Annotated in this window: 20 protein-coding genes; 11 read left to right on the top strand and 9 right to left on the bottom strand. The window is 74.7% G+C overall.

What is annotated here, in order from left to right; genetic code table 11:
* Positions 1-66: 66 nt before the first annotated feature.
* The 5 genes from AGRA3207_RS16955 to AGRA3207_RS16935 all read right to left on the bottom strand — a co-directional run bounded on the left by AGRA3207_RS16955 (position 67) and on the right by AGRA3207_RS16935 (position 6,754).
* Complete coding sequence (locus AGRA3207_RS16955) at positions 67-1,341, bottom strand: MFS transporter (protein WP_231335619.1); 1,275 nt, start codon at positions 1,339-1,341, stop codon at positions 67-69.
* A 226-nt stretch (positions 1,342-1,567) separates the two neighbouring features.
* Positions 1,568-2,272, bottom strand: a complete 705-nt coding sequence (fabG, locus tag AGRA3207_RS16950; protein ID WP_231335618.1) for a 3-oxoacyl-ACP reductase FabG — start codon at positions 2,270-2,272, stop codon at positions 1,568-1,570.
* Positions 2,269-4,497: a type I polyketide synthase gene (locus AGRA3207_RS16945; protein WP_231335617.1), complete on the bottom strand. Its 2,229-nt coding sequence runs from the start codon at positions 4,495-4,497 to the stop codon at positions 2,269-2,271. The genes fabG and AGRA3207_RS16945 overlap by 4 nt, the downstream gene beginning before the upstream one ends.
* Positions 4,494-5,501, bottom strand: a complete 1,008-nt coding sequence (locus AGRA3207_RS16940; protein ID WP_231335616.1) for a beta-ketoacyl synthase N-terminal-like domain-containing protein — start codon at positions 5,499-5,501, stop codon at positions 4,494-4,496. The genes AGRA3207_RS16945 and AGRA3207_RS16940 overlap by 4 nt, the downstream gene beginning before the upstream one ends.
* Positions 5,498-6,754 carry a beta-ketoacyl-[acyl-carrier-protein] synthase family protein gene (locus AGRA3207_RS16935; protein WP_231335615.1) on the bottom strand — a complete coding sequence of 419 codons (1,257 nt, stop codon included), beginning with the start codon at positions 6,752-6,754 and terminating at the stop codon, positions 5,498-5,500. The genes AGRA3207_RS16940 and AGRA3207_RS16935 overlap by 4 nt, the downstream gene beginning before the upstream one ends.
* A gap of 306 nt (positions 6,755-7,060) precedes the next feature.
* On the opposite strand from AGRA3207_RS16935, the gene AGRA3207_RS16930 reads away from it, so the two are divergent.
* Both AGRA3207_RS16930 and AGRA3207_RS16925 read left to right on the top strand, forming a co-directional pair.
* Positions 7,061-8,854 (top strand): AMP-binding protein, encoded by a 1,794-nt coding sequence (locus AGRA3207_RS16930; RefSeq protein WP_231335614.1) that lies wholly within the window; start codon positions 7,061-7,063, stop codon positions 8,852-8,854.
* A 159-nt stretch (positions 8,855-9,013) separates the two neighbouring features.
* Entirely contained in the window at positions 9,014-10,663 is a 1,650-nt protein-coding gene (locus AGRA3207_RS16925) for an HAL/PAL/TAL family ammonia-lyase (RefSeq protein WP_231335613.1), read from the top strand.
* Between the two features lie 81 nt (positions 10,664-10,744).
* Here the strand turns inward: AGRA3207_RS16925 and AGRA3207_RS16920 are convergent, their stop codons facing one another.
* Genes AGRA3207_RS16920 through AGRA3207_RS16905 form a run of 4 tightly spaced genes read right to left on the bottom strand, consistent with a single transcriptional unit; the run spans position 10,745 to position 14,366 of the window.
* The gene (locus tag AGRA3207_RS16920; RefSeq protein ID WP_231335612.1) at positions 10,745-11,851 is read right to left on the bottom strand and encodes an acyltransferase domain-containing protein; all 1,107 of its coding nucleotides are present in this window, start codon (positions 11,849-11,851) and stop codon (positions 10,745-10,747) included.
* Positions 11,852-11,856: 5 nt separating this feature from the next.
* Complete coding sequence (locus AGRA3207_RS16915) at positions 11,857-12,981, bottom strand: inositol-3-phosphate synthase (protein ID WP_231335611.1); 1,125 nt, start codon at positions 12,979-12,981, stop codon at positions 11,857-11,859.
* 2 nt (positions 12,982-12,983) lie between these two features.
* Positions 12,984-14,093 (bottom strand): DegT/DnrJ/EryC1/StrS family aminotransferase, encoded by a 1,110-nt coding sequence (locus AGRA3207_RS16910; RefSeq protein WP_231335610.1) that lies wholly within the window; start codon positions 14,091-14,093, stop codon positions 12,984-12,986.
* Between the two features lie 3 nt (positions 14,094-14,096).
* Positions 14,097-14,366 (bottom strand): acyl carrier protein, encoded by a 270-nt coding sequence (locus AGRA3207_RS16905; RefSeq protein WP_231335608.1) that lies wholly within the window; start codon positions 14,364-14,366, stop codon positions 14,097-14,099.
* Positions 14,367-14,510: 144 nt separating this feature from the next.
* Here AGRA3207_RS16905 and AGRA3207_RS16900 point away from each other — a divergent pair, with 144 nt between their 5' ends.
* The 9 genes from AGRA3207_RS16900 to AGRA3207_RS16860 all read left to right on the top strand — a co-directional run bounded on the left by AGRA3207_RS16900 (position 14,511) and on the right by AGRA3207_RS16860 (position 25,063).
* On the top strand, positions 14,511-15,413 hold the full coding sequence (locus AGRA3207_RS16900; RefSeq protein ID WP_231335607.1) for an inositol monophosphatase family protein: 903 nt from the start codon (positions 14,511-14,513) through the stop codon (positions 15,411-15,413).
* A gap of 150 nt (positions 15,414-15,563) precedes the next feature.
* Positions 15,564-16,223 carry a helix-turn-helix transcriptional regulator gene (locus tag AGRA3207_RS16895; RefSeq protein ID WP_231335605.1) on the top strand — a complete coding sequence of 220 codons (660 nt, stop codon included), beginning with the start codon at positions 15,564-15,566 and terminating at the stop codon, positions 16,221-16,223.
* Positions 16,224-16,366: 143 nt separating this feature from the next.
* Complete coding sequence (locus AGRA3207_RS16890; RefSeq protein ID WP_231335603.1) at positions 16,367-17,017, top strand: sulfotransferase family protein; 651 nt, start codon at positions 16,367-16,369, stop codon at positions 17,015-17,017.
* Positions 17,017-18,393, top strand: a complete 1,377-nt coding sequence (locus tag AGRA3207_RS16885) for an MATE family efflux transporter (protein ID WP_231335601.1) — start codon at positions 17,017-17,019, stop codon at positions 18,391-18,393. The genes AGRA3207_RS16890 and AGRA3207_RS16885 overlap by 1 nt, the downstream gene beginning before the upstream one ends.
* 66 nt (positions 18,394-18,459) lie before the next feature.
* Positions 18,460-19,515 (top strand): type III polyketide synthase, encoded by a 1,056-nt coding sequence (locus AGRA3207_RS16880; RefSeq protein WP_231335600.1) that lies wholly within the window; start codon positions 18,460-18,462, stop codon positions 19,513-19,515.
* A complete protein-coding gene (locus AGRA3207_RS16875) occupies positions 19,512-20,282 on the top strand; it encodes a thioesterase II family protein (RefSeq protein ID WP_231335599.1) in 771 nt (256 codons plus the stop codon). Before AGRA3207_RS16880 ends, AGRA3207_RS16875 begins: the two co-directional genes overlap by 4 nt.
* Before the next feature lie 181 nt (positions 20,283-20,463).
* Positions 20,464-21,873 carry an arylsulfotransferase family protein gene (locus tag AGRA3207_RS16870; protein ID WP_231335598.1) on the top strand — a complete coding sequence of 470 codons (1,410 nt, stop codon included), beginning with the start codon at positions 20,464-20,466 and terminating at the stop codon, positions 21,871-21,873.
* Positions 21,870-23,267 carry a condensation domain-containing protein gene (locus AGRA3207_RS16865; protein WP_231335597.1) on the top strand — a complete coding sequence of 466 codons (1,398 nt, stop codon included), beginning with the start codon at positions 21,870-21,872 and terminating at the stop codon, positions 23,265-23,267. Before AGRA3207_RS16870 ends, AGRA3207_RS16865 begins: the two co-directional genes overlap by 4 nt.
* Positions 23,267-25,063: a glycoside hydrolase family 3 protein gene (locus AGRA3207_RS16860; protein ID WP_231335596.1), complete on the top strand. Its 1,797-nt coding sequence runs from the start codon at positions 23,267-23,269 to the stop codon at positions 25,061-25,063. Before AGRA3207_RS16865 ends, AGRA3207_RS16860 begins: the two co-directional genes overlap by 1 nt.
* Positions 25,064-25,117 lie beyond the last annotated feature (54 nt).

Here is a 25,117-nt window from a genome sequence, read left to right as displayed (position 1 = left end):
GCGGGGCTCGGACCGGTCGGGGTTCTTGTCGCCAAGGGTCGGGGTACCTCTCTCGAACCGCGGGGTTCAGCGAACCGATCGGATCGGCTGGATGGAGAGGCCCCCGACGACCGCCAGCCCGGCGGCGAGGGTGAACAGCAGGGAGTAGCCGCCGTGCAGCACGGTCTGGGCGGCGATGAGCGGGGCCACCGCGACCGCGCCGCTGCCGGCCATGTTGACGAGCCCGAGGTCCTTGGCGTGGTCCCGGGCCTCGGGCAGGACCTGGGTGACCAGCGCCTGGTCGATGGCGATGTAGATACCGTACCCGGCGCCTATGACGGCCGCCGACACGAGCACGACCGGCCAGGTGGGGGCCATCGACATGAAGGTCAGCGCCGCGGCCATCAGCAGCGTGGAGGCGAGCACGAACACCTTGCGGCGGCCCGTGCGGTCGGACAGGCGGCCCGCCGCGACGGCCGAGCCGACGGCGCCCACGGTGTAGAGCAGGCTCAGGACCGCGACGCCGCCGTCCGGGTCGTCCAGCCCCACCTCGTCCCGCAGGAAGTAGAGGAGGTACAGGGTGGCGAGGGACGTGGCGAGCTGCGCGAAGAACCGCCCGCCCAGCGCCCAGGCGAAGTCCGGGTGCTCGCGGGGGCTGACGTACAGGCCGGTCAGGAGCCTGCCGGGTGAGCGCAGGCGCGTGCGTTCCGTGGGCTCGTGCGGCCCGGTGCCGTGCGCGACGTGCGCCGGTTCGTCGTGTTGCAGGACGTAGGGGACGGCGAGGCCCGCCACGACGGCGCCGAGGAGCACCGCCCCGGCCCAGACGGGGACGCCCGAGACGAGGAGCGTCCCGAGGACGAGCCCGAGCGGCATGGCCAGCCCGGCGATGGCCGAGACCATGCCGCGCCGGTCCACCGGGACGCGGTCGGGGATCGCGGCGCACAGGGCGGCGTGCATCGCGTTCACGCCGCCGTGCACGAGGATCCAGCAGAAGGCGATGCCGGCGAGGGACGTCTGCATCGGCAGCGCCAGCAGCGCGCCCGCGCAGACCGCGGTGCTGGCGGCGACCCAGGGGCGCCTCCGGCCGAAACGCGAGGTCGTGCGGTCCGACAGCGCGCCCGCGATGGGGGACGAGACGACCGCGGCGACGGCGCCGAGCGCGGTCACCATCGCCATGTTCCAGACCTTGTCCACCGGGTCGAGCGACTCGATCCGGCTGGGCAGCAGGATCTGCACGGCGCCGAGCAACCCGGCCCACATACCGAGGGTGACCAGGAAGAGCGCGAGGATCCACGTCCGGGAGACGGGCCGGGCCGGGGCGTGTGCGAGCGTCGAGGACCGTGCCGTGGGGGAGCTGTCCATTCCTAACCTTGCCCTGGGAGCGAGAGCAGAGTGCAGGCCACGGTGCGAACACTACGGCAGCGCGGGGACAGATGGGCCACCTGGTCGTGGTCTGCCTGGTCACGTCCAGTGTAGTCAGCCGCGACATACGGTGATGACCGGTATGAGCAGTCTGTCCGGCAGTGGTCAGGGGTGTGGACGGGAGGACGGTCGCGGAAGCGGGCGCGGCCGTCCTCCGGTGCGCGTGTCAGTTCCCGAGGCTCCCGCCGCCGTCGATGGTGATCACCTGCCCGGTCACCGACGCGGCCGGCTCCGAGGCGAGCCAGAGCGCCGCCGCCGCGACCTCGTCCAGGGTGGCGACGCGTCCGAGCGGGACCTCGGCCAGGATCTGGTCCTTGAACCTGGTGATGACCTCGCTGGTCATGTCGGTGTCCAGCAGGCCGGGGGCGATCACGTTCGCGGTGACGCCGCGGGTGGCCACCTCGCGGGCCAGCGACCGGGCGAGGCCGATGAGCCCCGCCTTGCTCGCGGCGTAGTTGGTCTGGCCCGCGTGCCCCTTGAGCCCGGACACCGACGAGATGAAGATCATCCTTCCCCGGCGCATCCGGATCATGTCCGACACCGCGGCCTTGGCGACCCGGTACGCTCCGGTCAGGTTCGTGTCGATGACCCGGCTGAACGCCTCCTCGCGCATCCGCAGCAGCAGCGCGTCGTCGCTGATGCCGGCGTTGGAGATCAGCACCTCCACCGGCCCCTGCGCCTCCTTGACCTCCTTGAACGCCTGCGTGACCGACTCGGAGTCGGTGACGTCGCAGGTGACGCCGAACAGGCCGTCCGGTGCGCCGGACCCGCGGTGGGTCACCGCGACGGAGTCGCCCGCCGCCGCGAACGCCCGCGCTATCGCCAGGCCGAGCCCGCGGTTGCCTCCGGTGACGAGGACGGAGCGGCTCATGAGCTTCCTCCAGGGGTCGGTCCGATCGGGTGGTTCCACCAGAAGCGCCCGGTGGCGGCGAACCCGTAGGGCGTGAGCCGGTGCCGGACGCGGTGGCCGGGCTCGTACAGCGCGTCCCAGTCGGGGTCGAGACCGTCGCGGTAGAGCCGCGCGACGACGTCGAGGATCCCGTCGCCGGACGGCCCCGCCGCGGAGGGAAGCCCGATCACCTCGGCGGGTGTCTCCTCCAGGGCGGCCTCGCGGGTGGGGTACACGGGGATCACCCGCCGCGGACGGGCCTGGGCGGTCGTGCCGGTGTCGGAGGCGGCGGGCGGGGGATCGTGGGCGGCGACGAGGCGGCACACGTCGTCGAGGGCGGCGGTCCCTGCCAGCGCCGCCGCGGCGTGCCGGCCCGTCCCCTCGCCGACGATCCACGCCGGGGTGGCGCCCACGTCCAGCAGCGTCCGGCCCAGCGCCCAGACGACCGCGAAGGCGACCGGCCCGGGGGCGGGCGGCTCGTCCTGGGAGAGCGAGACGTCGCGCACGGACCAGCCGAGGTGCGGCAGCAGCGCCGCGTCGGCCTCGGCGAGCGCGCGCCGGTAGGCGTGGAAGCGGTCGTGCAGGCCCTCGGCCAGTCCGGACGGCGCGGGCCCCCCGGCCAGCACCCACCCGGTCTTCGGCTTCGGCCCGGCGCGGCCGGAGCGCGCGGCGAGGGCCGCGTCGTCCCCGGCTGCCTCGGTCAGGACGGCCACGGCGCGGTCGCGGTCGTGTGCGGGGAGGGCGAAGCGGACCGGTCCCGACGCCTTGACCCGGTTGGACGTCCAGCTCACCTCGGCGAGGCTCGCGGCGGGCCGGGCGGCGACGTCCTCGGCCAGCCGCCGGACGGCGCCGCGCAGGCCCGCGGCGCCGTCCGCCGAGACGGTCAGGATGCCCCGGGCCGGGGACGCGGCCGGAGCGGCGTCCGCCCGCCGCGCCTGCTCCGGCGCGGTCGCGAGGACGATGTGCGCGTTGGTGCCGCCGAGGCCGAAGCCGCTCACGCCCGCGAGCACCTCCCCGCCGGGCAGCGGCTCGGCCTCCTTGACGAGCCGGAGCCCGTTGGCCGCCAGCCGCAGCCGGGGGTTCTCGCTGTCGGAGTGCCGGCTCAGCGGCAGGACGCGGTGGTGCAGCGCCAGCGTCGTCTTGATCAGGCCCGCGATGCCCGCCGCGCCTTCGGCGTGCCCGATGTTGCCCTTGATGGACCCGATGGCGCACGGGCGGTCGCGGGGGACGCCGTGCACCTTGCCGAGGGCCCGGACCTCCAGCCGGTCGCCCAGCAGCGTCCCGGTGCCGTGCGCCTCGACGTAGGCGACGTCCTGCGGCGCGACGCCCGCGCGCTCGTACGCCTCGGCGATGACCGCCTGCTGCGCGTGCGGGTTCGGCGCGGTGACCGTCGTGCTGCGGCCCCCGTGGTTGACGGCGCCGCCCTTGATGACGGCGTAGACGGGCAGGCCGTCGGCGAGGGCGTCCTCCAGCCGCCGCAGCATCAGCACCGCCACGCCCTCGGCGCGCCCGAACCCGTCGGCCTTGGAGCTGAACGGCTTGCACCGCCCGTCCGGCGCGGACACCTTGGCCTGCGCGAAGTAGATGTTGGACGCCGGTGTGATGAACATGTTCACCGACCCGACGAGCGCCTGGTCGCAGATGCCGGAGCGGAGCGCGGCGCACGCCTCCTCGGTGGCGACGAGGGAGGACGAGCAGGCGGTGTCGATCGCCATGCTCGGCCCCCGCAGGTCGAGCTCGTAGGAGATCCGGTTGGCGGTGATGGCGTAGCCGTTCCCGGAGCCGACGTGCCCGGTGATGGTGTGGAAGTGGGTCATGAGCAGGCTCATCCACTCCGAGCCCATGATCCCGACGTACACGCCGGTCCTGCTGCCCGCGAGGGAGCGCGGGTCGAGCGTCGCGTCCTCCACCGCGCGCCACGCCGTCTGGAGCAGCAGCCGCACCTGGGGGTCGGCGACCTCGGCCTCCTCCTCGGAGAACCCGAAGAACGCGTGGTCGAAGGCGTCGGCGTCGTCGATGAAGCCGGCGTACCGGGTGTTGACCTTGCCGGGCCCGCCGTCGGGGTCGTAGTAGACGTCGGCGTTCCACCGGGCCTTGGGGACCTCGATCACCCCCTCCTCGCCGCGCATCAGCAGGTCCCAGAGCCCGGCCGGGTCCGGTGCCTTGGGGAAGCGGCAGTCGATGCCGACGATGGCGATGTCCGTCATGCCGCTGGTTCTCCTTCGGGGTGGACGCGCAGCAGGCAGCAGGCCGCGTGGCCGTCGGGGTCGAGGGTGGTGACCAGCGCCGGGCCGTCCCCGGCGGTGATCGCGGCGGCGACCTGGAACGCCGCCGCCGCGCCGAAGGCGTCGCCGAGGAGGCCGGCGGGCCGCACGGCACGGGCGTGCGCGAGACCGGGCGGATCGGCGTCCTCGGCCCCGGACGGGACGAGCAGCCGCACGTCCGCCGGGACGAGCCCCGCCGCGTCCAGCGCGCGGGCGACCGCGTCGGCCAGCACGCCCGCGGCGTCGCGGGGCTCGGCGAACACGCCGCTCTCCAGCGCGAGGATCTCCGCGAGGACCGGCCGTCCCGCCGCGAGCGCCCGCTCCCGGGGCTCGACGAGGAACACGCCGCACCCCTCGGACGCGGTGGCCTTGACGCCCGCCGCCTCGGCGATGGCGACGCGCCGCTCGTTCAGGTCCTCGTAGGCGCCGCAGACCACGGCGTCGGCGCGGTCCCGCGCGAGCAGCAGCCGCGCGTACCGCAGCGCCGCGAGGCCACCGGCCCGGCCCGCGGTCACGGTCGCGTTCGGCCCGCGCAGGCCGTGGGCGATGGCCGCCTGCCCGCTCGCGTAGTTCATCACGCAAGCCGGGACGAGCGCCGGGTTGACGTTGTCGGGACGCGGCCGGGTCAGCGAGTCCCGCGTGAGGGTCATCGACTGGTCGATCCCGGCGGCGCCTGCGGCGAGGACGAGCCCGCGCCGCAGGGGCGGCCACCCGTCGAGGACGTCCCCGGCGAGCAGCGTCCCGATCGCCGCGAGCGCCATCGCCGACGGCCGGTCGATCAGCCGGACGGGACGCCCCGACCCCGCGGGCGGCTCCGTCCGGAAGTCCTCGACGCGCCCGCCGGGCACCGGGCGCCCCGTCCGGACCGCGTCCCGGAACGGCGCGACGCCGACCCCGGCGGGCGACATCAGCGACATGGCCGAGATGACGGCCCGGGTGGCGCTCACGCGGCCGTCCTCTCCGCGGACGGCCCCGCCGCGAGCGCCTCCGCCGAGCGGAGCACGACCGCGGCGTTGTTGCCGCCGACCCCGAGGGAGTTGACCAGCGCCGTCCGGACGTCTGCCGGGCGCGCCCGGTTCGGGACGCAGTCGACCGGGCACTCCGGGTCCGGCGTGGCGAAGTTGACGGTCGGCGGGATGAAGCCGTGCTCCATGCCCAGCACCGCCGCGATGCACGCGTGCGCGCCCGCCGCCCCCTGCGTATGGCCGATCATCGACTTGAGGGCGGTGACCGGGGGCGGCCCGGCGCCGAAGACGTCGCCGAGGACCGCGGACTCCATCGCGTCGTTGATCTTTGTCCCGGTGCCGTGCGCGAACACCACGTCCACCTCGTCCGGCCGCGTCCCGGCGTCGCCGAGCGCGGCGGCGAGGCACTGCGCGACGCGCTCGCGCTCCGGCCGGGTCGGGTGCGCGGCGTCGCAGTTGAGCGCGAACCCGGCGACCTCGGCGCGGATCGCCGCGCCCCGGCGGCGCGCGTGCTCCAGCGTCTCCAGGACGAGCATCCCGGCGCCCTCGCCGAACATGAACCCGTCCCGGTCGCGGTCGAACGGGCTGCACCGCTCCGAGGCCCAGGCGCGCAGGCGGTAGAACCCGGCGAAGGCCATCCGGCTCACCGAGTCGGCGCCGCCGCAGACGGCGAACTCCGCCTCCCCGTCGCGCAGCGCGTCCAGCGCGTGGCCGACCGCGTAGTTGCCCGCGGCGCAGACGGTCGGGATGGTCACGGCCGCCACGTTCGACAGGCCGAGCTCCGTGGCCACCGCGACCGGCAGCCGTCCGGGGTGGACGCGCCGTGCCAGGGCGGCCGGGAGGCGGCCGAGACCGTCCGCGACCTCGGCCGCGGCGAGCGCGTCCACGTCGAGCGACTCGCCGCAGGTCGTGCCGACGGCGACGACGCCGCGCACGCGGCGCGCCGACGCGGGGTCCAGCCCGGCGTCGGCCATCGCCATCCGCGCGGCGGCGGCGGCCTGGGCGCCGACCTTGCCGACGGAGCCGGGCTCGATTCGGCGCAGGGAGGCCGCGGGGTCGAAGCCGGGCACCTCGTAGGCCCGCGCGAACCGGAAGCCGGTGGTGTCGAAGCCGCTGATCGGGGAGGCGCCGCAGGCGCCCGCCCGCAGCGCCGCGAGGAAGTCGTCGTGGCCGATCCCGATGCTGGAGATGACGCCGATCCCCGTGACGACGACCCGGCGCCCGGATTCAGCCACCGGAACACCTTCCCGAGCCGTTGGTGAGCGCTGGTCCGTGCATCGCTGTCCCTCTCGACGAATTCGGCGGAGAGGAAACGAGCATCGCGAATTCGGCGGGCCCGTCCAAGAGGCGTTAGCACGCCCTATCGTGCTGTTCTCATGGCCATGCCCGAATTGGCATGACCAGGGCCTTGACCTGTAACGACGCGGTCACTCGGTGATCAGGGCGGCCCACTCTCTCCTTTCCCGCCGGGCAGGCCCCGTCTAGGGTTCCAGATACGTCGTGCGGCGACGCCTTTCTCAGTTCGGAACGAGGCGATTAACGTGAGAACGGAACCGGTGAATTCGGAGCGCATATTCGCGGAACCGGAGATCCAGGCCCGGCACCGCCCGGACGGCAGCGTGCTGCTGTCGTCCGCCGTCCCCCTGGAGCCCTACGACGCCGATCTCGGGCGGCCGCTGCGCCGGTGGGCGGCCGAACGGCCCGGCGCGGTGCTGGCCGCCGAGCGGTGGTGCGGCACGTGGGAGCGCCTGACCTACGGGGACGCACTCGCGCGCGCCGAGGCGCTGGGGGAGGCCCTGCTCCGCCTCGGGCTGGGCCCGGACCGGCCGCTGCTGGTGCTGTCGGGCAACTCGCTGCGCCACCTCCAGCTCACGCTCGCCGGGTACGTCGCCGGGATCCCGGTCGTGTCGCTCGGCACGGCGTACTCGCTGAGCGGCGGGCCCGAGCGGCTGCTGACGGTCACGGGCATCGCCCGTCCCGGCGCGGTGTACGCCGAGGACGGGCGGGAGTACGGCGCCGCGCTGACCGCCCTCGCCGCCGCGGTGCCGGTCACGATCGTCGGACGTGGGCCGCGGGACGAGGCGGACGTCCTCCTCGACGCGCTCCTGCCCACCCGGCCGGGTGACCGGCTCCGCGCCGCCGCCGCGGCGGTCACCCCCGACTCTGTCGCCAGGATCTTCTTCACCAGCGGTTCCACGGGGCACCCGAAGGCCGTCCCGAACACGCACCGGATGCTGTGCGCCGTCCAGCAGATGATGCGGCAGGTCTGGCCGTTCCTCACGACGACCCCGCTCACGCTCGTCGACTGGCTGCCGTGGAGCCACACCTTCGGCGGCAACCACAACCTGCACATGGTGCTGACGAACGGCGGCACCCTGTACATCGACGGCGGCGGCCCGACGCCCGCGCTGTTCCCGCGCAGCCTGCGCAACCTCGCCGAGATCTCCCCGAACGTGTACTTCAACGTCCCGGCGGGGTTCGCGCTGCTGGCGGACGAGCTGGAGCGCGACTCGGTGCTCGCCAAGCGCTTCTTCTCCCGCCTCGGCCTGCTGTTCAGCGCGGGCGCGCCGCTGCCGGAGGCGCTGCGGGTGCGGATGCTGCGGCTCGCGGGCCGGTTCCGCGGCGGGGAGGTCCGCTTCACCTCCTCGTGGGGTATGACCGAGACGGCGTCCGCGGTCACCTCCGCGCATCTGGACACCGACGCGCCGGGCGCGATCGGGGTGCCGCTGCCGGGGATCACGCTCAAGCTCGCCCCGGTGGACGGGCGGCTGGAGATGCGGGCGGCGGGCCCGACGGTGATGCCCGGCTACCTGGGCGACCCCGTCCGCACCGCCGAGGCGTTCGACGAGGAGGGCTTCTACCGGACGGGCGACGCCGGCCTGCCCGCCGACGCCGCCGACCCCGGCCGCGGGCTGCTGTTCGAGGGCCGCCTCACCGAGGACTTCAAGCTGGCCAACGGGACCTGGGTGCGGGTGGGGGCGCTGCGCGCGGCGCTGCTCGCGGCGACGGACGAGCTGGCCGAGGCCGTCATCACCGGGTCCGGGCGGGCGCGGGTCGGGGCGCTGGCGTGGGCACGCCAGGCGGGCGACCCGGCGGCGGTGCGGCACGCGCTGGCCGAGGCGCTGGCGCGGTTCAACGCCGGGCGGCGGACGTCCCGCCGCGTCGACCGGCTGCTGCTGCTCGCGGAGCCCCCGGACCGCGACGCTGGGGAGCTGACCGACAAGGGGGCGGTCAGCCAGCTCCAGGTGCTGCGCAACCGCGCCGCCCAGGTCGAGCTGCTGCACCGCGACCCGGCCCCGGCGGAGGTGATCCTGCCCGCCGACCACGCCGACTGACCGGCGGCCGGCCCCGGCGATCGGGCGGCCCGGCCGGGGGACGGAGCCGGGCATGCCCATCCAGGCAGCGCGTGAGCGCGGCGGCTCAGGGATTTTCCGGTGGTGGGCCCGCTGATCAGACTTCCGGTACCGCTGACGCTTCGAGAATGGGGTTTGCACATGGCGGACACCCTCCGCGCGCCGTACCCAGAACGGACCGAACCGTCCCCGCTGTCGCTCGACGGCCACCGGCTGACCCTGCCCGAGACGGTCGCGGTCGCGCGGGGCCCGCACCCGCCGAGGACGCGTCTCGCCGACCACGCCGTCGGGCGGATGCGCGGGACCGCCGCGGCCAAGGACGACCTCATCGCGGCGGGCGTGCCGATCTACGGGGTCACGGCCGGTTTCGGTGACAGCAACACCCGGCAGGTCCACGGGGACAAGGGCGCCGCGCTCCAGGAGAACCTGCTGCGCTTCCTCAACTGCGGGACGGGGGAGGCGGCGGCGCGGGACGTCACCCGCGCGACCCTGCTGATCCGCGCGAACTGCCTGGCCCGCGGCTACTCCGCGATCAGGCCGGAGGTCGTGGAGCTGCTGCTCGGCTGCCTCGACCACGACATCCTGCCGATCATCCCCGAGCGGGGCTCGGTCGGCGCGAGCGGCGACCTCGTCCCGCTCAGCTATGTGGCCCGGATGCTGCTCGGCGACGGCGACGTGCTGCACGCCGGGGAGCGCCGGACGGCCGCCGCGGCGCTGGAGTCCGCCGGGCTGTCCCCGGTGGTGCTGGCGTCGAAGGAGGGCCTGGCCCTGGTCAACGGCACCTCCTTCATGGCCGCGTTCGCCGTCCTCGCGCTGCACGACGCGACCGAGCTGGCGTACGCGGCGGAGCTGTGCACGGCGATGGCGAGCCAGGTGCTGCTCGGCAACCCCGGGCACTTCGACGACTTCCTGTTCCAGCAGAAGCCGCACGAAGGCGTGATCACCAGCGCGCGGAACATCCGCGAGCTGCTGGCGAGCACGCGGCCCGGGGGCCTGCCGGACGCCGGCCATGACGCGGGCGGCGACTGGGCGGGAGAGGGCTACCGTCGCCTGGAACGCCCCATCCAGGACCGCTACTCCATCCGCTGCGCGCCGCACGTCATCGGGGCGCTGCGCGACACGGTGCAGTGGGCCGGGCGGATGCTGGAGATCGAGGTCAACTCCTCCAACGACAACCCGCTGTTCCACCCGGACGGGCACGTCCTGAACGGCGGGAACTTCTACGGCGGGCACGTCGGCCAGGTCATGGACTCGCTGAAGATCGCGGCGGCGAGCGTCGCGGACCTGCTCGACCGCCAGCTGGAGCTGGTCGTCGACGAGAAGTTCAACAACGGGCTGACGCCCAACCTCATCCCGCGCTACGAGACCGGGAGCTGGGACGCGGGCCTGCACCACGGCTTCAAGGGGATGCAGATCAGCGCGTCGTCGCTGGTGGCGGAGGCGCTGCGGTGGACGACCCCGGCGACCTCGTTCTCGCGCTCCACCGAGGCGCACAACCAGGACAAGGTCTCCATGGGCACGATCGCCGCGCGCGACGCCCGCTCGGTCGTGGAGCTGACCCGGGAGGTGACGGCGATCCACCTGATCGCGCTCTGCCAGGCGGCGGACCTGCGCGGCCTGGAGCACCTGAGCCCGGCCACCGCCGCCGCGCACGCCCTCGTCCGCAAGATGAGCCCGTTCCTGGACGGCGACCGCCCGCTCCAGGAGGACATCCAGCGGGTGGCGGAGGCCGTCGGGTCGAGCGAGCTGCGCCGGTCCGTCCGCGCGGACGGGGCGCCGTCCGCCGGCTGAACGCGGCAACGCAAGCGGCCCCCGGTCTCACCGAGAGACCGGGGGCCGTTCGTTCGTGCGGTGTGGTGTGCGGCGGACGGGTCAGGGCTCGATCCAGAGGCGGCGGCCGTGCCACGGCTGGGCGGGCAGCGGCACGGGCAGCCCGGCCGTCCGGACGCGGGACCAGTCGGGGTCGTGTCCCGCGGCGTAGACGGTTCCGAGCGCGGCCATCAGCGTCTCCGGTTCCGGCTGCCGGCGCACCAGAGACGCGACGGGCGCCGCCGCGGCACCCGTCGCCGCGATGGCGTCGCCGACCGCGGAGACCAGCAGCGGATGCGGGCCGACCTCGACGAACAGCACCGGCCCGCCGCCGGACAGCGCGGCCCGCACGGCGGACGCGAAGCGCACCGGGCGCCGCACGTTCTCCATCCAGTAGCCGCCGTCCAGCTCCGCGCCGTCGACCGGGCGGTCCCACACCGTCGAGTGCAGCGGGATCCGCGGCGCGCGGGACCGCACATCGGCGAGCGCGTCCCGCAGGCCCGCCCGGATCGGCTCGACCTGCGGGCCGTGCGAGGCGTAGCCGACCGCGACCCTGCGGGAGAACACGCCGCGCTCGCGCAGCGGCTCCACGATCCGCGCGATCGCGTCAGGGTCCCCCGACAGCACCGTGAACCGGTCGCTGTTGAGGACCCCGGCGCACACCAGTCCCGCGTCCTCGCCGATCGCCTCCTCGGCCTCCTTCTCGCCGAGGCCCACCGCCCACATGGCGCCGACGGCGCCGAGGCCGGCCAGCAGGACGGCGCGGCGGCAGACCACCGCCGCGGCGTCCGGGAGGTCGAGCGCGCCGGCGACGGTCGCCGCCGCGATCTCCCCCATGCTGTGCCCGATGACGAGGTCCGGCTCGACGCCCCAGTCGAGCCAGACCGACGCGAGCGCCACCTGGAACGCCCAGAGCACCGGCTGGATCTCCTCCACGGCCGTCAGCGGGGCGTCGTCCTCCAGGCGGCGGCGCGGCGACCAGCCGAGCTCCGCCTCGACGGCGGCGGAGCACGCGTCCAGCGTCGCGGCGAACACGGGGCTGGCCTTCAGCAGGCCGCGCCCCATGCCCACCCACTGGGCGCCCTGGCCGGGCAGGACGAACACCAGGCGCGCCCGCCCGTCCACCCGGCCGGTGATCCCGGGCGCCGCGCCCATCGACGTCGCGTCCATGCGCGTCAGCGCCCGCCGGAGTGCTCGCCGGCGGTCCACCGGACGAGCCGCTCCCGCGCGATCTGGTCCGACTCCTGCGCGACCGCCTGCGGCGGCGCCTTGAACAGCCAGGCCGACACCCACTCGTCCACGGCGGTGTCGCCGCGGTCCATCGCGAGCTTGGCGATCCGGGCGGCGTCGATGACCACGCCCGCCGAGTTCGGCGAGTCGGGGACGGTCAGCTGGATCTCCATCTCGATCGGCGCGCCGCCGAACCCGCGGCCCTCGCAGCGGATGAACGCCTTCTTGGTGTCGCCGAGGAACGGCACGAAGTCCGAGGGGCCGATGTGGACGTTGTCGCCCGACAGCTCGCCGTCGTAGGCGTCGGTGACCGCGGACGTCTTCGACTGCCGCTTGGAGGCCAGCCGCTCCTGCTCCAGCATGTTGTAGAAGTCCATGTTGCCGCCGACGTTGAGCTGGTACGTCCGCTCCAGGCCGATGCCCCGGTCGGAGAAGGCCCGGACCAGCGTGCGGTGCAGGTACGTCGCGCCGAGCTGGGACTTGATGTCGTCGCCGATGAGCGGCAGGCCCGCCTCGCGGAACCTCTTCCGCCAGCGGTCCTTGCGGGCGATGAAGACCGGCACGTTGTTGACGAACCCGACGCCCGCGGCGAGCGCGACGTCCGCCCACCACTCGGTGGCGTCCTGCGAGCCCACCGGCAGGTAGTTCAGCAGCACGTCGACCTTGGCGGCGCGGATCTGCTCGACGATCGCGTCCCGGTCGCCGCCCTCGCCGGGCTGGTCGGCGGCCAGCGTGATCCGCTCCCGGTACCGGAACCCGGCGCCGTCCAGCGTCGGGGCCCGCTGCACGCGCACGTCCGCGCCGAGCGGCAGCAGGTCGCCCTGAGGGATGCCGATGTCGAGGTTCTGCCCCGCGGCCCGCGCGGACCACAGGTCCTTGCCGACCTTCTCGACGTCGACGTCCCAGGCGGCGACGGGCTCCAGCGCGCCGGCGCCGTACGGGCCGACCTCGGGGAACATCAGCCCGGCCGTGAGGTCGGGCGAGGAACGGTAGTAGGCCGTCCCTTCGAGCAGGGCGCGGGCACAGTTCCCCACGCCGATGATGCCGACTCGAACGAGTGGAGTATCCATGTTCAGCTTCCCGCAGTCGTTTCCAGGATGCGGCAGACCTGCTCTACCTCATCGTCGGTCCAGGTCATGGGGGGTACGGCCTCCGTGCCGAGGCACAGGGTCCCGGCGGCCGCGGCCTCCGTCACCGGCAGGCCCCCGCTGCCGGTTCCGCCGGTCCCGCCGCCGAACGCCGGGTGCCGGTGCAGCGGCACCAGCCCCCAGCGGTGCGTCGGCACCCCGGCCTCGTTCAGGGACCGCTCGATCCCGTCCGCCCGCCCCGGGTCCCATCCGGGCGCCCCGAAGCGGATCTTGTGCCAGGCGGGACGGGCCGCCTCGCCGGCCGACTGCCGCCACAGGCCCGCCCCGTCGAGCGTCCGGTGGACGCGCTCGGTGACCTGCCGGGCCCGCTCGGCCCACCGGTCCAGGCGCTCCAGGCGGTGCGCGACCATGGCCATGGTCAGCTCGGTCGGGCGCCAGTTGTGCCCGCCCGCCCAGATCACGGCGGAGTTCGAGCGTGACCCGCCGGCCGGGACGCCGTAGTCCCGCAGCTCCCGCAGACGTCCCGCGATGCCGGCGTCATCGGTGGTGACGGCGCCGCCGTCGGGCGCGGCGATCAGCTTGGCGGACGAGAACGACCACGCGTGCGTGCCGGTCGCGCCGACGTGCCGGCCGTCCAGCGTGCTGCCGATCGACTGGCACGCGTCCGTCAGCACGGGACGACCCGCCACGGCTTCCCGGTCCAGCCCGTGCGGGACGCCGTGCAGATCGACGGCGATGACCAGGTCGGCGTCGGGGACGTCCGTCCCGATCGTGAGGCTGCCGGGCCGGACGTCGGCGAACACCAGGTCCGCGCCGATGTGCGCGGCCCCGGTTGTCGTCCCGGCGAACGTCAGCGCGGGCACGGCGACGCGGGTGCCGCGGACGCAGCCCATCGCGTGCAGCGCCGCGTGCAGCGCCGAGGTGCAGCTGTTGAACGCCACCGCGTGCGGGGCGCCGGTCAGCCGCTCCATGCGGCGCTCGACCTCGGCGGTCCAGGGGCCGTCCGTCCACTGGCGGGAGCGCGCCACCTCGGTGAGGAGCTTCAGCTCCCCGTCGTCGGGTTCGGGCGGCCAGCGCCGCTGCCCGGGGTCCACCGGTCAGTGCTCCTCGGCGGCCGTCGTGACCAGGAACTCCGCCAGCTCGTCGATGGTCGGGTGGTCCCAGGCCAGGGTGGGCTCCACGACGAGGCCCATCTGGTCCTCGATGTCGTCGCAGAGGGTCAGCGCGGCCATCGAGTCCAGGCCCTGCGCCTCGAACGTCGCCTCGGTGTCGATCTCGCCGGGGTCCTTCTCCAGGTACTCGGCGATCCGCTGGATCAGCCAGGTCCGCAGTTCGCCGGTGGACGTGGTCAGGGTCGACTCCGTCATCGGGCCTCCTCGCTCGCTTCGCTCGTCTCGGGAGGCGCCCAGTCTCATCGGCGGCCCGGCGGCGGCGTCACCCCTGACCCGCCGCGCTTGTGCACTGCCTGAGTGCACTGCCTGGATGGGCATGCCCGGCGCTACGGTGACCGGATGGCGCTTCCAGACGAGCACGACGAGTCCGCCGCGGCCCTGGTGGAGGCGGCGGAACGGGCGGCCCGGCGGGCGGGCCGGCGGCTGATGGAGGTCTTCGGGAAGGCCGGGGACGAGGGGGACGGCGCGGGCGCCCGGGCCAAGGCCGGAACGCACGCCCACGACGTCGTCACCGACGCGGACGCCGCCGCCGAGGCGATGATCAGGGCGGACCTGCGCGGGGCGTTCCCCGGCTCCGCCGTCATCGGCGAGGAGGACGGCGCGGCCGGTCCCGGCGACGCGGACGTGTGCTGGTACGTCGACCCGATCGACGGCACCCACAACTTCCTCCGGGGACTGCCGCTGTTCTGCGTGTCGATCGGGGTGACCGTCCGCGGGGAACCGGTCGGCGGCTGCGTCTACGAGCCCGCCCGCGACGAGATGTACACGGCGTCCGCCGAGGGGCATGGCGGCACCGGCACCGCCACTGGCACCGGCAACGAGACCGGCACCGCGCCGGGCGGGCGGCTGCTGCGCAACGGGCGTCCCGTCCCGCCCCCGCCGCCCCGGCCGGTCCCGCTGGTGCTGACCGACCTGCCCCGTCCCGGGCATCCGCCCGAGCCCGCCGAGCTGGCCCTGTTCGCCGACCTGGTGGCCGCCGCCGACGTGCGCCGGATCGGGTCGGCGGCGCTCGCGCTCGCCTACGTCGCGACGGGGCGCGCGGACATGGCCGTCACCCCCGACGCGTACGCGTGGGACTGCGCCGCGGGCCGCGTCCTCGTCACCGCGTCCGGGGGCTCGTTCACCGCCGTCCCCGCCCCGTCCGTGCGCAGGCCGGGGGCGTTCGCCGCCTGGCGTCCCGGGATGGCGGACCTCGGGTCGGCGGTCGTCGGTGCGCTCCAAAGGTTCTCGTATCTCACCTGATGTCTGGAAGGCGACAACCCTCTGGCCTGACCGATCCGCGGTGTCCTTTCATGACAGTGCGCCCCACCAGTGCGCCCCACGGACGCTCCCCACGAGGGCGGCGTCACACGCTGGGCACACGCCCGTCAGGACAAGGAGAACGCGAGCGCGATGCCAGAGAACACCATCACCGACCACCTGAACGTCGTGATCTACGTGAAGAACGTGGTCGTCGGCCGGGGGCTGGAGGCCGTGCTGCACCTGCTGCCCCGTATCCGGTCGGTGAGCCACTGCACGACACGGCCGTCGGCGGAGACGGCCGTCGCCGGGGGCGACGTGGACGTCCTCGTCGTGACGAGCGTCGAGGGCGGCGTCGCCGCCGAACTCGCCGCGGCCTGCCCGCGCACGAAGGTGCTGCTGCTCCTCGACGAGCTGGAGGCCGCGTCCGGCGCCTCGTTCGGCGGCGCCGCGGTCGCGGACGGCTTCCTCATCCAGCAGGACCTGACCGCACCGGCGCTCGGCGAGGCGCTCGACCGGATGATGCTCGGCGAGATGCCGATGCCCGCCCGGATCGGACGCGAGCTGCTGGCCCGCGCGGGCTCGCCGGTGCCCGCCGGGTCCGTGCGGCCCGCCGTCCTCACCCCGCGCGAGACCGAGACGCTGATGCTGCTCGCCGAGGGCATGAGCAACAAGCAGATCGCGCGCCGCCTGTCGATCTCCGACCACGGCGCGAAGCGGCTGGTCACCAGCGTCATGCTCAAGCTCGGCGCGCCCAACCGCACCGCCGCCGTGGTGATCGCCATCAAGCAGGGCATGGTGTCGGCGGTCTGATCGGACCCGGCCATCCGGATATGCACTTTTGTTCCGGCTGGCCGCGCGGCCATCGGTGGCTTCCCCGCGCCCTCCTCCAGCCGCGAGCGTGGGCCGGGCCGGGCGGATGATCCGCCCGGCCCTGCGAACCGGAGGAAGGCGACATGCTCGAAGTCATCGGTGCCGGGTTCGGCCGAACCGGCACGTTCTCGCTCAAGGCCGCGCTTGAGACCCTCGGCTTCGGCCCGTGCCACCACATGCTGGGGCTGCTGGACCGTCCCGGCGAGATCCCGCTGTGGCACCGCGCCGCGCAGGGACACCCCACCGACTGGGACGAGCTGTACGGCGGCTACCGGTCCAGCGTCGACTGGCCCGGCGTCCGCTTCTGGCGGGAGCTGACCGCCCGCTACCCCGAGGCGAAGGTCGTCCTCACCGTCCGCGACCCGCGCCGCTGGTACGACAGCGCCCGCGCCACCATCCACCGCGCCGCCATGGACCCCTCTCCCGCGCCCACCCCGGTGATCAAGGAGATGAAGGCGATGTCCCGCGCGGTCGTGTGGGACGGCCAGTTCGGCGGCCGGTTCACCGACCCCGGGCACGCCATGCGCGTCTTCACCGAGCACAACGAGGCGGTGCGCCGCGAGATCGACCCGTCCCGGCTGCTGGTGTTCGAGGTCGCCGACGGATGGGAGCCGCTGTGCCGGTTCCTGGACGTGCCCGTCCCCGACGCGCCCTTCCCACGCTCGAACGACAAGGACGAGTTCGACACGCTGCTGCGCGAGCACGTCACCGGCGCCATGACGCCCACGACCTGATGGCGGACTTCCGGCGGCAGCTCTCCCGCCTCGCGGTGCCGATGGCGACCGCGCAGCTCCTGGCCATCCTGGTCCCGATCGTCATCGTCGCCATGCTGGGCTGGATGGACGACCGGGCCATCCAGCTCCGCTCGCTCTACTTCCCCCTGGCGTTCCTGTTCTTCGCCGTGCAGATGGCGTTCGACGTCACCGGCCAGACCGTCACCGCGCGGCGGGCCGGGCGCGGCGAGCACGACGTGGCGGCGACGGTGCTGACCGTGGGCGCCCTCTGGCTCGTCGCGGGGATCGTCCTCGGCGGCGGCCTGAGCCTGGGCGCCTCCGCCCTCGGCGACGTCCTCGGCACCAGCGAGCGGTACAAGGGCGACTTCGCGCGGTTCCTGCGGGAGATGTCGCTGGCGAACCTGACGCTCGCGTGGCCGGTGATCTGCTCGTCGGTGCTGCGCGGCGCCGGGCGCGCCGGTCCCGCCGCGGTCATCATGGCGGTGAGCACCACCGTGGAGATCGGGGGCCTCGCGGTGCTGGGCTTCGGCCTGGACCTCGGGGCGACCGCGCTGCCGCTGGCCACCGCCCTGAACGGCGTCGTCGCCGGCGCGTACGGCACGGTCGCGCTGGCGAGGCGCGGGCTGCTGAAGGAGTGGGGCTGGCGGCCCGAGGCGCTGAAGTTCCTGCTGAGCGCGGGGCTGCCGGTGAGCCTCGTCAACCTCGTGATGTTCGGGATGAACTTCGCGTTCGTCATGATGCTGACGCCGTTCGGGCCCGACGTGGTCACGGGGTTCGCCACCGCCACGACCGTCCAGAACCTCGTCATCATGCCCGCGATGGTGCTCGGCTCCGCCTCGGCGATCCTCATGAACCGGCGTCTCGGCGCGGGCGGCGGGGCCCGGCTGACACCCGTGCTCGTCGCGGCGCTCCAGATCACCGCGATCGTCTACGCGGTGATCGTCCCCGTCCTGTGGGCGCTGCGCGGCGTGATCGGCCACGTGACCGTGGAGAACGACCGGGTCGCCGGTGAGACGGCCCACTACATCGCGGTCGTCGGTCCGAGCTACCTGGCGCTCGGCCTCGTCCTCACCGCGCTGATGGCGCTGGAGCAGACCGGCGGCGCGCTGCTCTCGCTCGCCGGGGCCGCGATCTACGTGGCCGGGTCCGTCGGGATCGGCGCGCTCGCCAGCTCCGGCGCCGACGGCCCGACGCCGCTGTACCTGACGATGAGCCTGATGAACGCCAGCGGGATCCTCGCGGTGATCACCGCGCTGGCGTACACGCGCCGCCAGGACGGGCGCAGGCGCCGGACGGCACCGGACCCGGGCCACCAGGACCGGGATCCCGGCACGGTCCCGGGCGCCGTCGCGCAGCCCGCGGTGGGGCTGGACTGACCCCGCCTCCGCATCCCCCGCCCCCCGCCACGTCCGTCCCCGCACGAAACACTGTGAGGTCCCGTCATGCCCACCGCCCGGATCACCAGCATCGCGTTCACCTCTCCGCCGCAGGTCAAGATGGAGGAGTTCGCCGAGCTCCTCGCCGCGGACCCCGGCGGGGGGCACGTCGCCGAGATCGTCCGCAACTCGGCGATCGACTCCAAGGGGATGGCCGTCAACCCTTTCGCCGACGACCCCCGGGGCTGGGGCACGGCGCGCCGGATGGCGGTGAGCCTCGCCGAGGCGCGCTCGCTCGGCCGCGAGGCGATCGGGCAGGCCCTCGACCGTGACGGGCTGCGCGCGGACGACGTCGGCCTGCTGGCCACGGCCACCACCACGACCCACTCGGCGCCCGGCCTGGACGCGCTGGTGCACGAGACCGGGATGCGGCCCGGCACCGAGTTCCAGTCGCTCGGCCCCATGGGCTGCTACGCCGCGCTGCCCGCGCTCGCCACGGTCCGCAACTGGGTCGAGGTCCACGGCCGCCCGGCGGTGCTGCTCTGCGTCGACCTGTTCTCCCCGCACCTCCAGCCCCCGCCCTACGACAAGGAGGGCGCGGTCGTCCTCACCCTCTTCGGCGACGCGGCCTGCGCCGTCGTCGTGCGGCCCGGCTCGGCGGGGACGCCGGGCGCGGACCCCGCGGGCCTGGACGTCGCCGACACCGAGATGCTCTACGTCCCCGAGTTCGCCGACGACCTCCAGGTGCACCTCGGCGAGCGCGGCCTGCACATCAGGCTCGCGCCGAGCATGCCCGACGTGACCGCCTCGGCCGTGGCCGCGCCGACCGACGCGCTGCTCGCCCGGCACGGATTGGAACGCGCCGATATCCGGTGGTGGGCGCTGCACCCCGGGGGGCGCCGCATCATCGACCGCGTCACCGCGGAACTGGACCTCCCGGCGGACTCGGTGGAGGTGTCGCGGGCCGTGATGCGCGAGTACGGCAACACCGCCGCGCCCGCCGTCCTCGGCGTCCTCGGGCGCCTCCAGGACACGATGCCGCTCGCCGCAGGGGAGCACGGCGTCGCGCTGGCGTTCGGGCCGGGCGCCACCATCTGGGCCGTCCTCCTGCGCGGCGCGTGACCGTGGCCACCGCGTCCAGGACGAGGGACGCCGGATGGTTCCGCGGGTTCCATCCGGCGGCCCCGAACGCGCCCCGGCTGCTCTGCTTCCCGCACGCGGGCGGCGCGGCGAACACCTACCACCGCCTGTCGGAGGCCCTGAGCCCCGACGTCGAGGTCGTCGCCGTCCAGTACCCCGGCAGGCAGGACCGGCACCGCGAGCCGGTGCTCACCGGCCTGCGGGAGCTGGCCGGGCTGATCAGCGCGGAGCTGCAAGGGACCGGGTTGCAGGACACGGGGACGCCAGATCCCCGCCCGGCGCCCGCCTTCTTCGGCCACAGCATGGGGGCGGTGGTCGCCTTCGAGGTCGCGCGGCGGCTGGCGGCGCCGCCGCCCGTGCTGTTCGCCGCCGGGCGGAAGGCCCCGTCCCGCAGCGTCCAGGAACGCGTCCACCCGATGTCGGACGAGGACATCCTCGCCGATGTCGGGCGGCTCGGCGGCATGGACGCGCGGCGGCTGCGGAGCCGGGCGCTCACCCGGATGGTGCTGCCCGTGCTGCGCGGCGACTACGAGGCGATCGACACCTACGCGTACGAGCCGGGCCCGCCGCTGCCGTGCCCGGTCGTCGTCCTCGTCGGCGACGCCGACCCGATGACGCCGGTGGAGGACGCGTTGGCCTGGACATCCCACGGCACCGGCGGCGAGCACCACGTCCTCCCCGGCGGCCACTTCTTCCTCGACGGCCACCACGACCGCATAGTCCGGCTCATCCGCGACCGCCTCCTGTAACGACCGCCTCCTGTAACGACCGCCTCGTGTGACACGTGACCGCGCCGGTCCATCCGGATATGCACATCCCTCCGTCCGTTCGCCCGTCCATCCGAGACTGCCGACGCGCCGCCCGCGCCTTCGACGATGGCGTGAGCCCCGATCGCGGGGACCGCCCGGCAGCCAAGAGGAGAGTCCACGCGTGATCCCGACGAACCAGGGCCTCGCTCCAGGCGAGGCAGCGACGCGCACGGCCGCGGCCCGGCCCGCGCCCCTCCCGGAACCGCCCCGGTTCGAGGTGCGGCGCAACCGCCCGGGCACCGCGGCCGGGGTGTACCTGACCACGCCGCAGAGCCCGCACGCCCTCGACGCCCCCCACGGCCCGCTGATCCTCGACGGCGACGGCCGGCCGGTGTGGTTCCATCCCGTCCCGGACGGGGAGCTGGCCGCCGACCTGCGCGTCCAGCGCTACCAGGGGCGTCCCGTGCTGACCTGGTGGCAGGGCACCTTCCACGACCTGAGCCACGGCCGGGGCGTCTGCCACGTCGCCGACGAGCGGTACCGGATCATCGCCTCGGTCTCCGGGTCCGCGCCCGCCGACCTGCACGAGTTCCGGCTCACCCCGCGCGGGACCGCGCTGCTCATGCAGTACGTGCCGCGCGAGACCGACCTCAGCGCCGTCGGCGGGCCCCCGTCCGCGACCGTCCTGGACGGCGTCGTCGAGGAGGTCGACGTCGCGACCGGCGAGACGGTGTGGCGGTGGAGCAGCCTCGACCACATCCCGGTGACCGAGTCCGACCTGCCCTACGGCCTGCTGCCGGAGCCCTACGACTACCTCCACCTCAACTCCGTGGACGAGGACGCCGACGGCGACCTGCTCGTCTCCGCGCGGTACACCTCCGCCGTCTACAAGGTGGACCGGCGCACCGGCGAGATCGTCTGGCGGCTCGGCGGCCGGCAGAGCAGCTTCCCGCTCGGCGCGGGCGTGCGGTTCGGCTGGCAGCACGACGCGACCTGGTCGGCGCCGGGCGTCGTCAAGGTCTTCGACAACGCGACCGTCGACATGTGGCCCGGCTGGGAGTCGCGCGTCGCCTGGATCCGCGTGGACGCCGCGCGCGGGGAGACCGGGCTCGTCCGGCAGTTCGTCCACCCCGAGCACCTGTGCACGACACGCGAGGGCGCCGCCCACGAGCTTCCCGGCGGCGGCGCGGTCGTGGCGTGGGGGCCGACGGGCCGCATGTCGGAGTTCTCCCCGGACGGGGAGCTGCTGTTCGACGCCGCGCTGCCCCCGGGGGAGTGGAGCTCCTACCGGGTCTACAAGTCGCCCTGGGAGGGGCGCCCGGAGGAGCCGCCGTCCGCGTTCGTCCAGGACGGGTCGGTGCGGGCCGTGTGGAACGGCGCGACGGGCGTCGCCCGCTGGCGCGTCCTCGCCGGGGCCTCCGCCGGGAGCCTGGAGCCGGTGGCCGAGGCGCCGTGGGACGGGCTGGACACCGCCGTCCCGCTGCCCGGCACCGCCCGCGGCGCGACGCACGTGCGGGTGGACGCGCTCGACGGCGGCGGCGGCGTGGTCGGCTCGTCCGACGTCGTGACCACGGAGGTGGACGGGCGATGAGCGAGATCACCCGGCACCGGGTGCCCTTCCACGGGTCGCGGGCGGTGACCGGCCCGCTGACGTGGGGGCAGCTGGAGATGTGGGACGAGGCCGTGATCGGCCAGGAGGGCGTCCCCACCTTCGCCAACATGATCAACGGGGGGCCGCTGCCGCCCGGCACGACGGTCGAGGCGGTGCTCGCCGCGCTCGGCCGGCTGATCGAGCGGCACGAGTCGCTGCGCACCCGGTACCGGGCCGGCGCGTCCGGCGAGCCGGTCCAGGAGGTCGTGCGCTCGGGCGAGGCGGAGTTCGAGGTCGTCGCGATCGCGCCGGACGCGAGCGCCGCCGAGATCACCGGCAGCTGGTGGCCGTACCTGGACCGGCCCTACGACCTCGCGGACGGCCTGCCGTTCCGCGCGCGGATCGGGACGGTCGAGGGCGAGCCCGTGTCGATCCTGTTCGGGATGTCGCACCTGTCGTCGGACTTCCTCGGCGCGTCCGTCCTCTATGGCGAGCTGGCAGCGCTGCTGGACGGGCAGGAGCCCGCCGGGCCCGCCCTCCAGCCGGTGGACCTCGCCGAGGAGGAGGGCTCCGCGCAGGGGCGGCGCGTCCTGGAGCGTGCGCTCGGCCACTGGAGGGCCGAGCTGTCCAAGGCGCCGTCCAAGATGTTCGGCGGCCCCGGCGGCGCGCCGGAGGAGCCGCGCTACTGGCGCGGCGGGATCCGCTCGCAGACCGCCTCGCGGATGCTGGTGAAGGCGGCCGAGCGGACGGGCATCGGCACGTCCTACATCCTGCTCGCCGCGATGGCGGTCCTCGTCGGGCGGCTCACCGGCCGCGACCGGTGCTCGGTGCGCGCCGTCGCCAGCAACCGCGGCCGTCCCGGGTTCCGCCGCGCGGTCGGGAACCTGAGCCAGGAGACGCCGCTGGTCGTGGACCTCGGCGCCGGCACCTTCCAGGAGGTGCTGGAGGGCGCGCGGGTGGCGTCGCTGAACGCCGTCCGGCACGGCCGCTACGACCCCCGCCGGATCGCGCCGATCATCGAGGCGCACGACGTGGAGCTGGACGTCTGCTTCAACGACCTGTGGACACCCGCCCACGGCCCGGTGGGCTCCGACCAGGTGCCACCCGCACTCACCTCGTTCGAGTGGGAGGAGAAGGTGGACCGGGCGACCGTGTCGTTCTTCCTGGAGGCGTTCACCGTCCCCGACGACCCGGCGGCGATCCGCCTCAGCCTGTTCGCCGACACCGCGCACCTGCCCCCGGACGGCATCCGCGCCTACCTCGACGCGCTGGAACGGCTGCTGGCCGTGCTCGCCGAACGCGACGTCCGGCTGGACGAGATCGCCCTCGGCGCGCTCGACCCCGCCGCGGCCGGCCCCGGCGCCGTGTGGCCCCTGCCCCACCCGGTCGCGTGATGGGCGGCGACGTCACGACCGCCGCGGGCGTCCTGCCCTACCGGGACGCGCGCCTGCCGGTCGCCGAGCGGGTCGAGGACCTCCTCGGCCGGATGGGCCTGGACGACAAGATCGGGCAGATGACGCAGGCGGAGCGGCTGGAGTGCGACGAGGCCGACGTCACCGCCTGCCGGCTCGGTTCGGTCCTGTCGGGCGGCGGGTCGGTGCCGGAGCCCAACGTCCCCGAGGCGTGGGCCGACATGTACGACGGCCTCCAGCGGGCGGCGCTGCGGACGCCGCTCGGCATCCCGATCCTCTACGGGGTGGACGCGGTCCACGGCCACGCCAACGTGGTCGGCGCGACGGTCTTCCCGCACAACATCGGGCTCGGCGCGACGCGCGACCCCGGCCTCGTCCGCGAGATCGGGGCGGCGACGGCCCGGGAGGTCGCGGGCACCGGCATCACCTGGAACTTCGCGCCGTGCCTCGGGGTCGTCCGCAACCCGCGGTGGGGGCGGACCTACGAGTCGTTCGGCGAGCTGTCGGAGCTGCCCGCCGCCATGGCGTCCTACATCACCGGGCTCCAGGGCGGCCCCCGCGTCGGCCCGCCGCCGTCGGTGATGGCGACCGCCAAGCACTTCCTCGGCGACGGCGGCACCGACGGCGGCGACGACCAGGGCGACACCCGGCTCTCCGAGGCGGAGCTGCGCGCCCTGCACCTCCCGCCGTTCCTGGAGGCGCTGCGGCTCGGCACCGGCTCGGTGATGGTCTCGCTCAGCGCGTGGAACGGGGTGAAGGTGCACGGCCACCGCTACCTCATCACCGACGTGCTGAAGGGCGAGCTGGGCTTCACCGGCCTCGTCGTGTCCGACTGGAACGGCCTCGACGAGATCTTCGGCCGCGAGGAGTTCACCGGCGAGGAGGTCCGCGCGGCGATCAACGCGGGCATCGACATGGTGATGGTGCCCGAGCGGTGGCGCCGGTTCATCGAGGTGCTCCGGGACGAGGTCACGGCCGGGCGCGTGCCGATGTCGCGCATCGACGACGCCAACCGCCGCATCCTCACCAAGAAGTTCGAGCAGGGGCTGTTCGAGCGTCCGCTGGCCGACCGGTCCCACCTCCCGGCGATCGGGTGCGCCGGGCACCGCGCCCTCGCCCGCCGGGCGGTCGCGGCGAGCCAGGTCGTGCTGAAGGACGCGCGGGGGCTGCTGCCGCTCGCGCCCGGCCCGCGGCGGATCCTCGTCGCGGGACGCGCGGCCGACGACATCGGCATGCAGTGCGGCGGCTGGACGATCTCCTGGCAGGGATCGCCCGGCCCCATCACGCCGGGCACGACGATCCTGGACGGCATCCGCGCCGCCGCGGGACCGGACGCCACGGTCGTCCACGACGCGGGCGGCGCGGGGATCGAGGCGTCCTTCGACGTCGCCGTCGCGGTGGTCGGCGAGGAGCCGTACGCCGAGGACGAGGGCGACCTGCCCGGTGCCATGGGCCTCGACGCGGCCGACCTGGAGACCCTCGCGCGGCTGCGCGGGGTGGGCGTCCCCCTCGTGGTGGTGCTCGTCTCCGGGCGCCCGCTGGACATCGCCGCCGAGCTGCCCGGCTGGGACGCGCTGGTGGCGGCGTGGCTCCCCGGCACCGAGGGGCAGGGCGTCGCCGACGTCCTGTTCGGCGCCGCGCCCGCGACGGGACGGCTCCCGGTCACCTGGATGCGCAGCGCCGAGCAGCTCCCCATCACCGACGGCGACGGGCAGGAACCCCTGTTCCCCTACGGCCACGGGCTGCCCCTGCGCGCGGCGGGAGGGGTGACCGGATAAGGCAACAAAACGCGATCAATCTCGTGTTCCGGGAAACGCGGCCTACGCTGTGAG

The sequence above is a fragment of the Actinomadura graeca genome (assembly GCF_019175365.1).
Classification (GTDB): domain Bacteria; phylum Actinomycetota; class Actinomycetes; order Streptosporangiales; family Streptosporangiaceae; genus Spirillospora; species Spirillospora graeca.
Note: the sequence above shows the minus strand (reverse complement) of the source record. Positions and strands in the feature narration are given on the sequence as shown.

Bases quoted from the DNA above. Each gene is read 5' to 3' on its own strand.
- AGRA3207_RS16900 (WP_231335607.1), top strand. From the start codon at position 14,511: ATGGCGCTTCCAGACGAGCACGACGAGTCCGCCGCGGCCCTGGTGGAG.
- AGRA3207_RS16920 (WP_231335612.1), bottom strand. From the start codon at position 11,851: ATGGACGCGACGTCGATGGGCGCGGCGCCCGGGATCACCGGCCGGGTG.
- AGRA3207_RS16865 (WP_231335597.1), top strand. From the start codon at position 21,870: ATGAGCGAGATCACCCGGCACCGGGTGCCCTTCCACGGGTCGCGGGCG.
- AGRA3207_RS16860 (WP_231335596.1), top strand. From the start codon at position 23,267: ATGGGCGGCGACGTCACGACCGCCGCGGGCGTCCTGCCCTACCGGGAC.
- AGRA3207_RS16890 (WP_231335603.1), top strand. From the start codon at position 16,367: ATGCTCGAAGTCATCGGTGCCGGGTTCGGCCGAACCGGCACGTTCTCG.
- AGRA3207_RS16925 (WP_231335613.1), top strand. From the start codon at position 9,014: ATGGCGGACACCCTCCGCGCGCCGTACCCAGAACGGACCGAACCGTCC.
- AGRA3207_RS16895 (WP_231335605.1), top strand. From the start codon at position 15,564: ATGCCAGAGAACACCATCACCGACCACCTGAACGTCGTGATCTACGTG.
- AGRA3207_RS16955 (WP_231335619.1), bottom strand. From the start codon at position 1,341: ATGGACAGCTCCCCCACGGCACGGTCCTCGACGCTCGCACACGCCCCG.
- AGRA3207_RS16915 (WP_231335611.1), bottom strand. From the start codon at position 12,981: ATGGATACTCCACTCGTTCGAGTCGGCATCATCGGCGTGGGGAACTGT.
- fabG (WP_231335618.1), bottom strand. From the start codon at position 2,272: ATGAGCCGCTCCGTCCTCGTCACCGGAGGCAACCGCGGGCTCGGCCTG.
- AGRA3207_RS16945 (WP_231335617.1), bottom strand. From the start codon at position 4,497: ATGACGGACATCGCCATCGTCGGCATCGACTGCCGCTTCCCCAAGGCA.
- AGRA3207_RS16885 (WP_231335601.1), top strand. From the start codon at position 17,017: ATGGCGGACTTCCGGCGGCAGCTCTCCCGCCTCGCGGTGCCGATGGCG.
- AGRA3207_RS16905 (WP_231335608.1), bottom strand. From the start codon at position 14,366: ATGACGGAGTCGACCCTGACCACGTCCACCGGCGAACTGCGGACCTGG.
- AGRA3207_RS16880 (WP_231335600.1), top strand. From the start codon at position 18,460: ATGCCCACCGCCCGGATCACCAGCATCGCGTTCACCTCTCCGCCGCAG.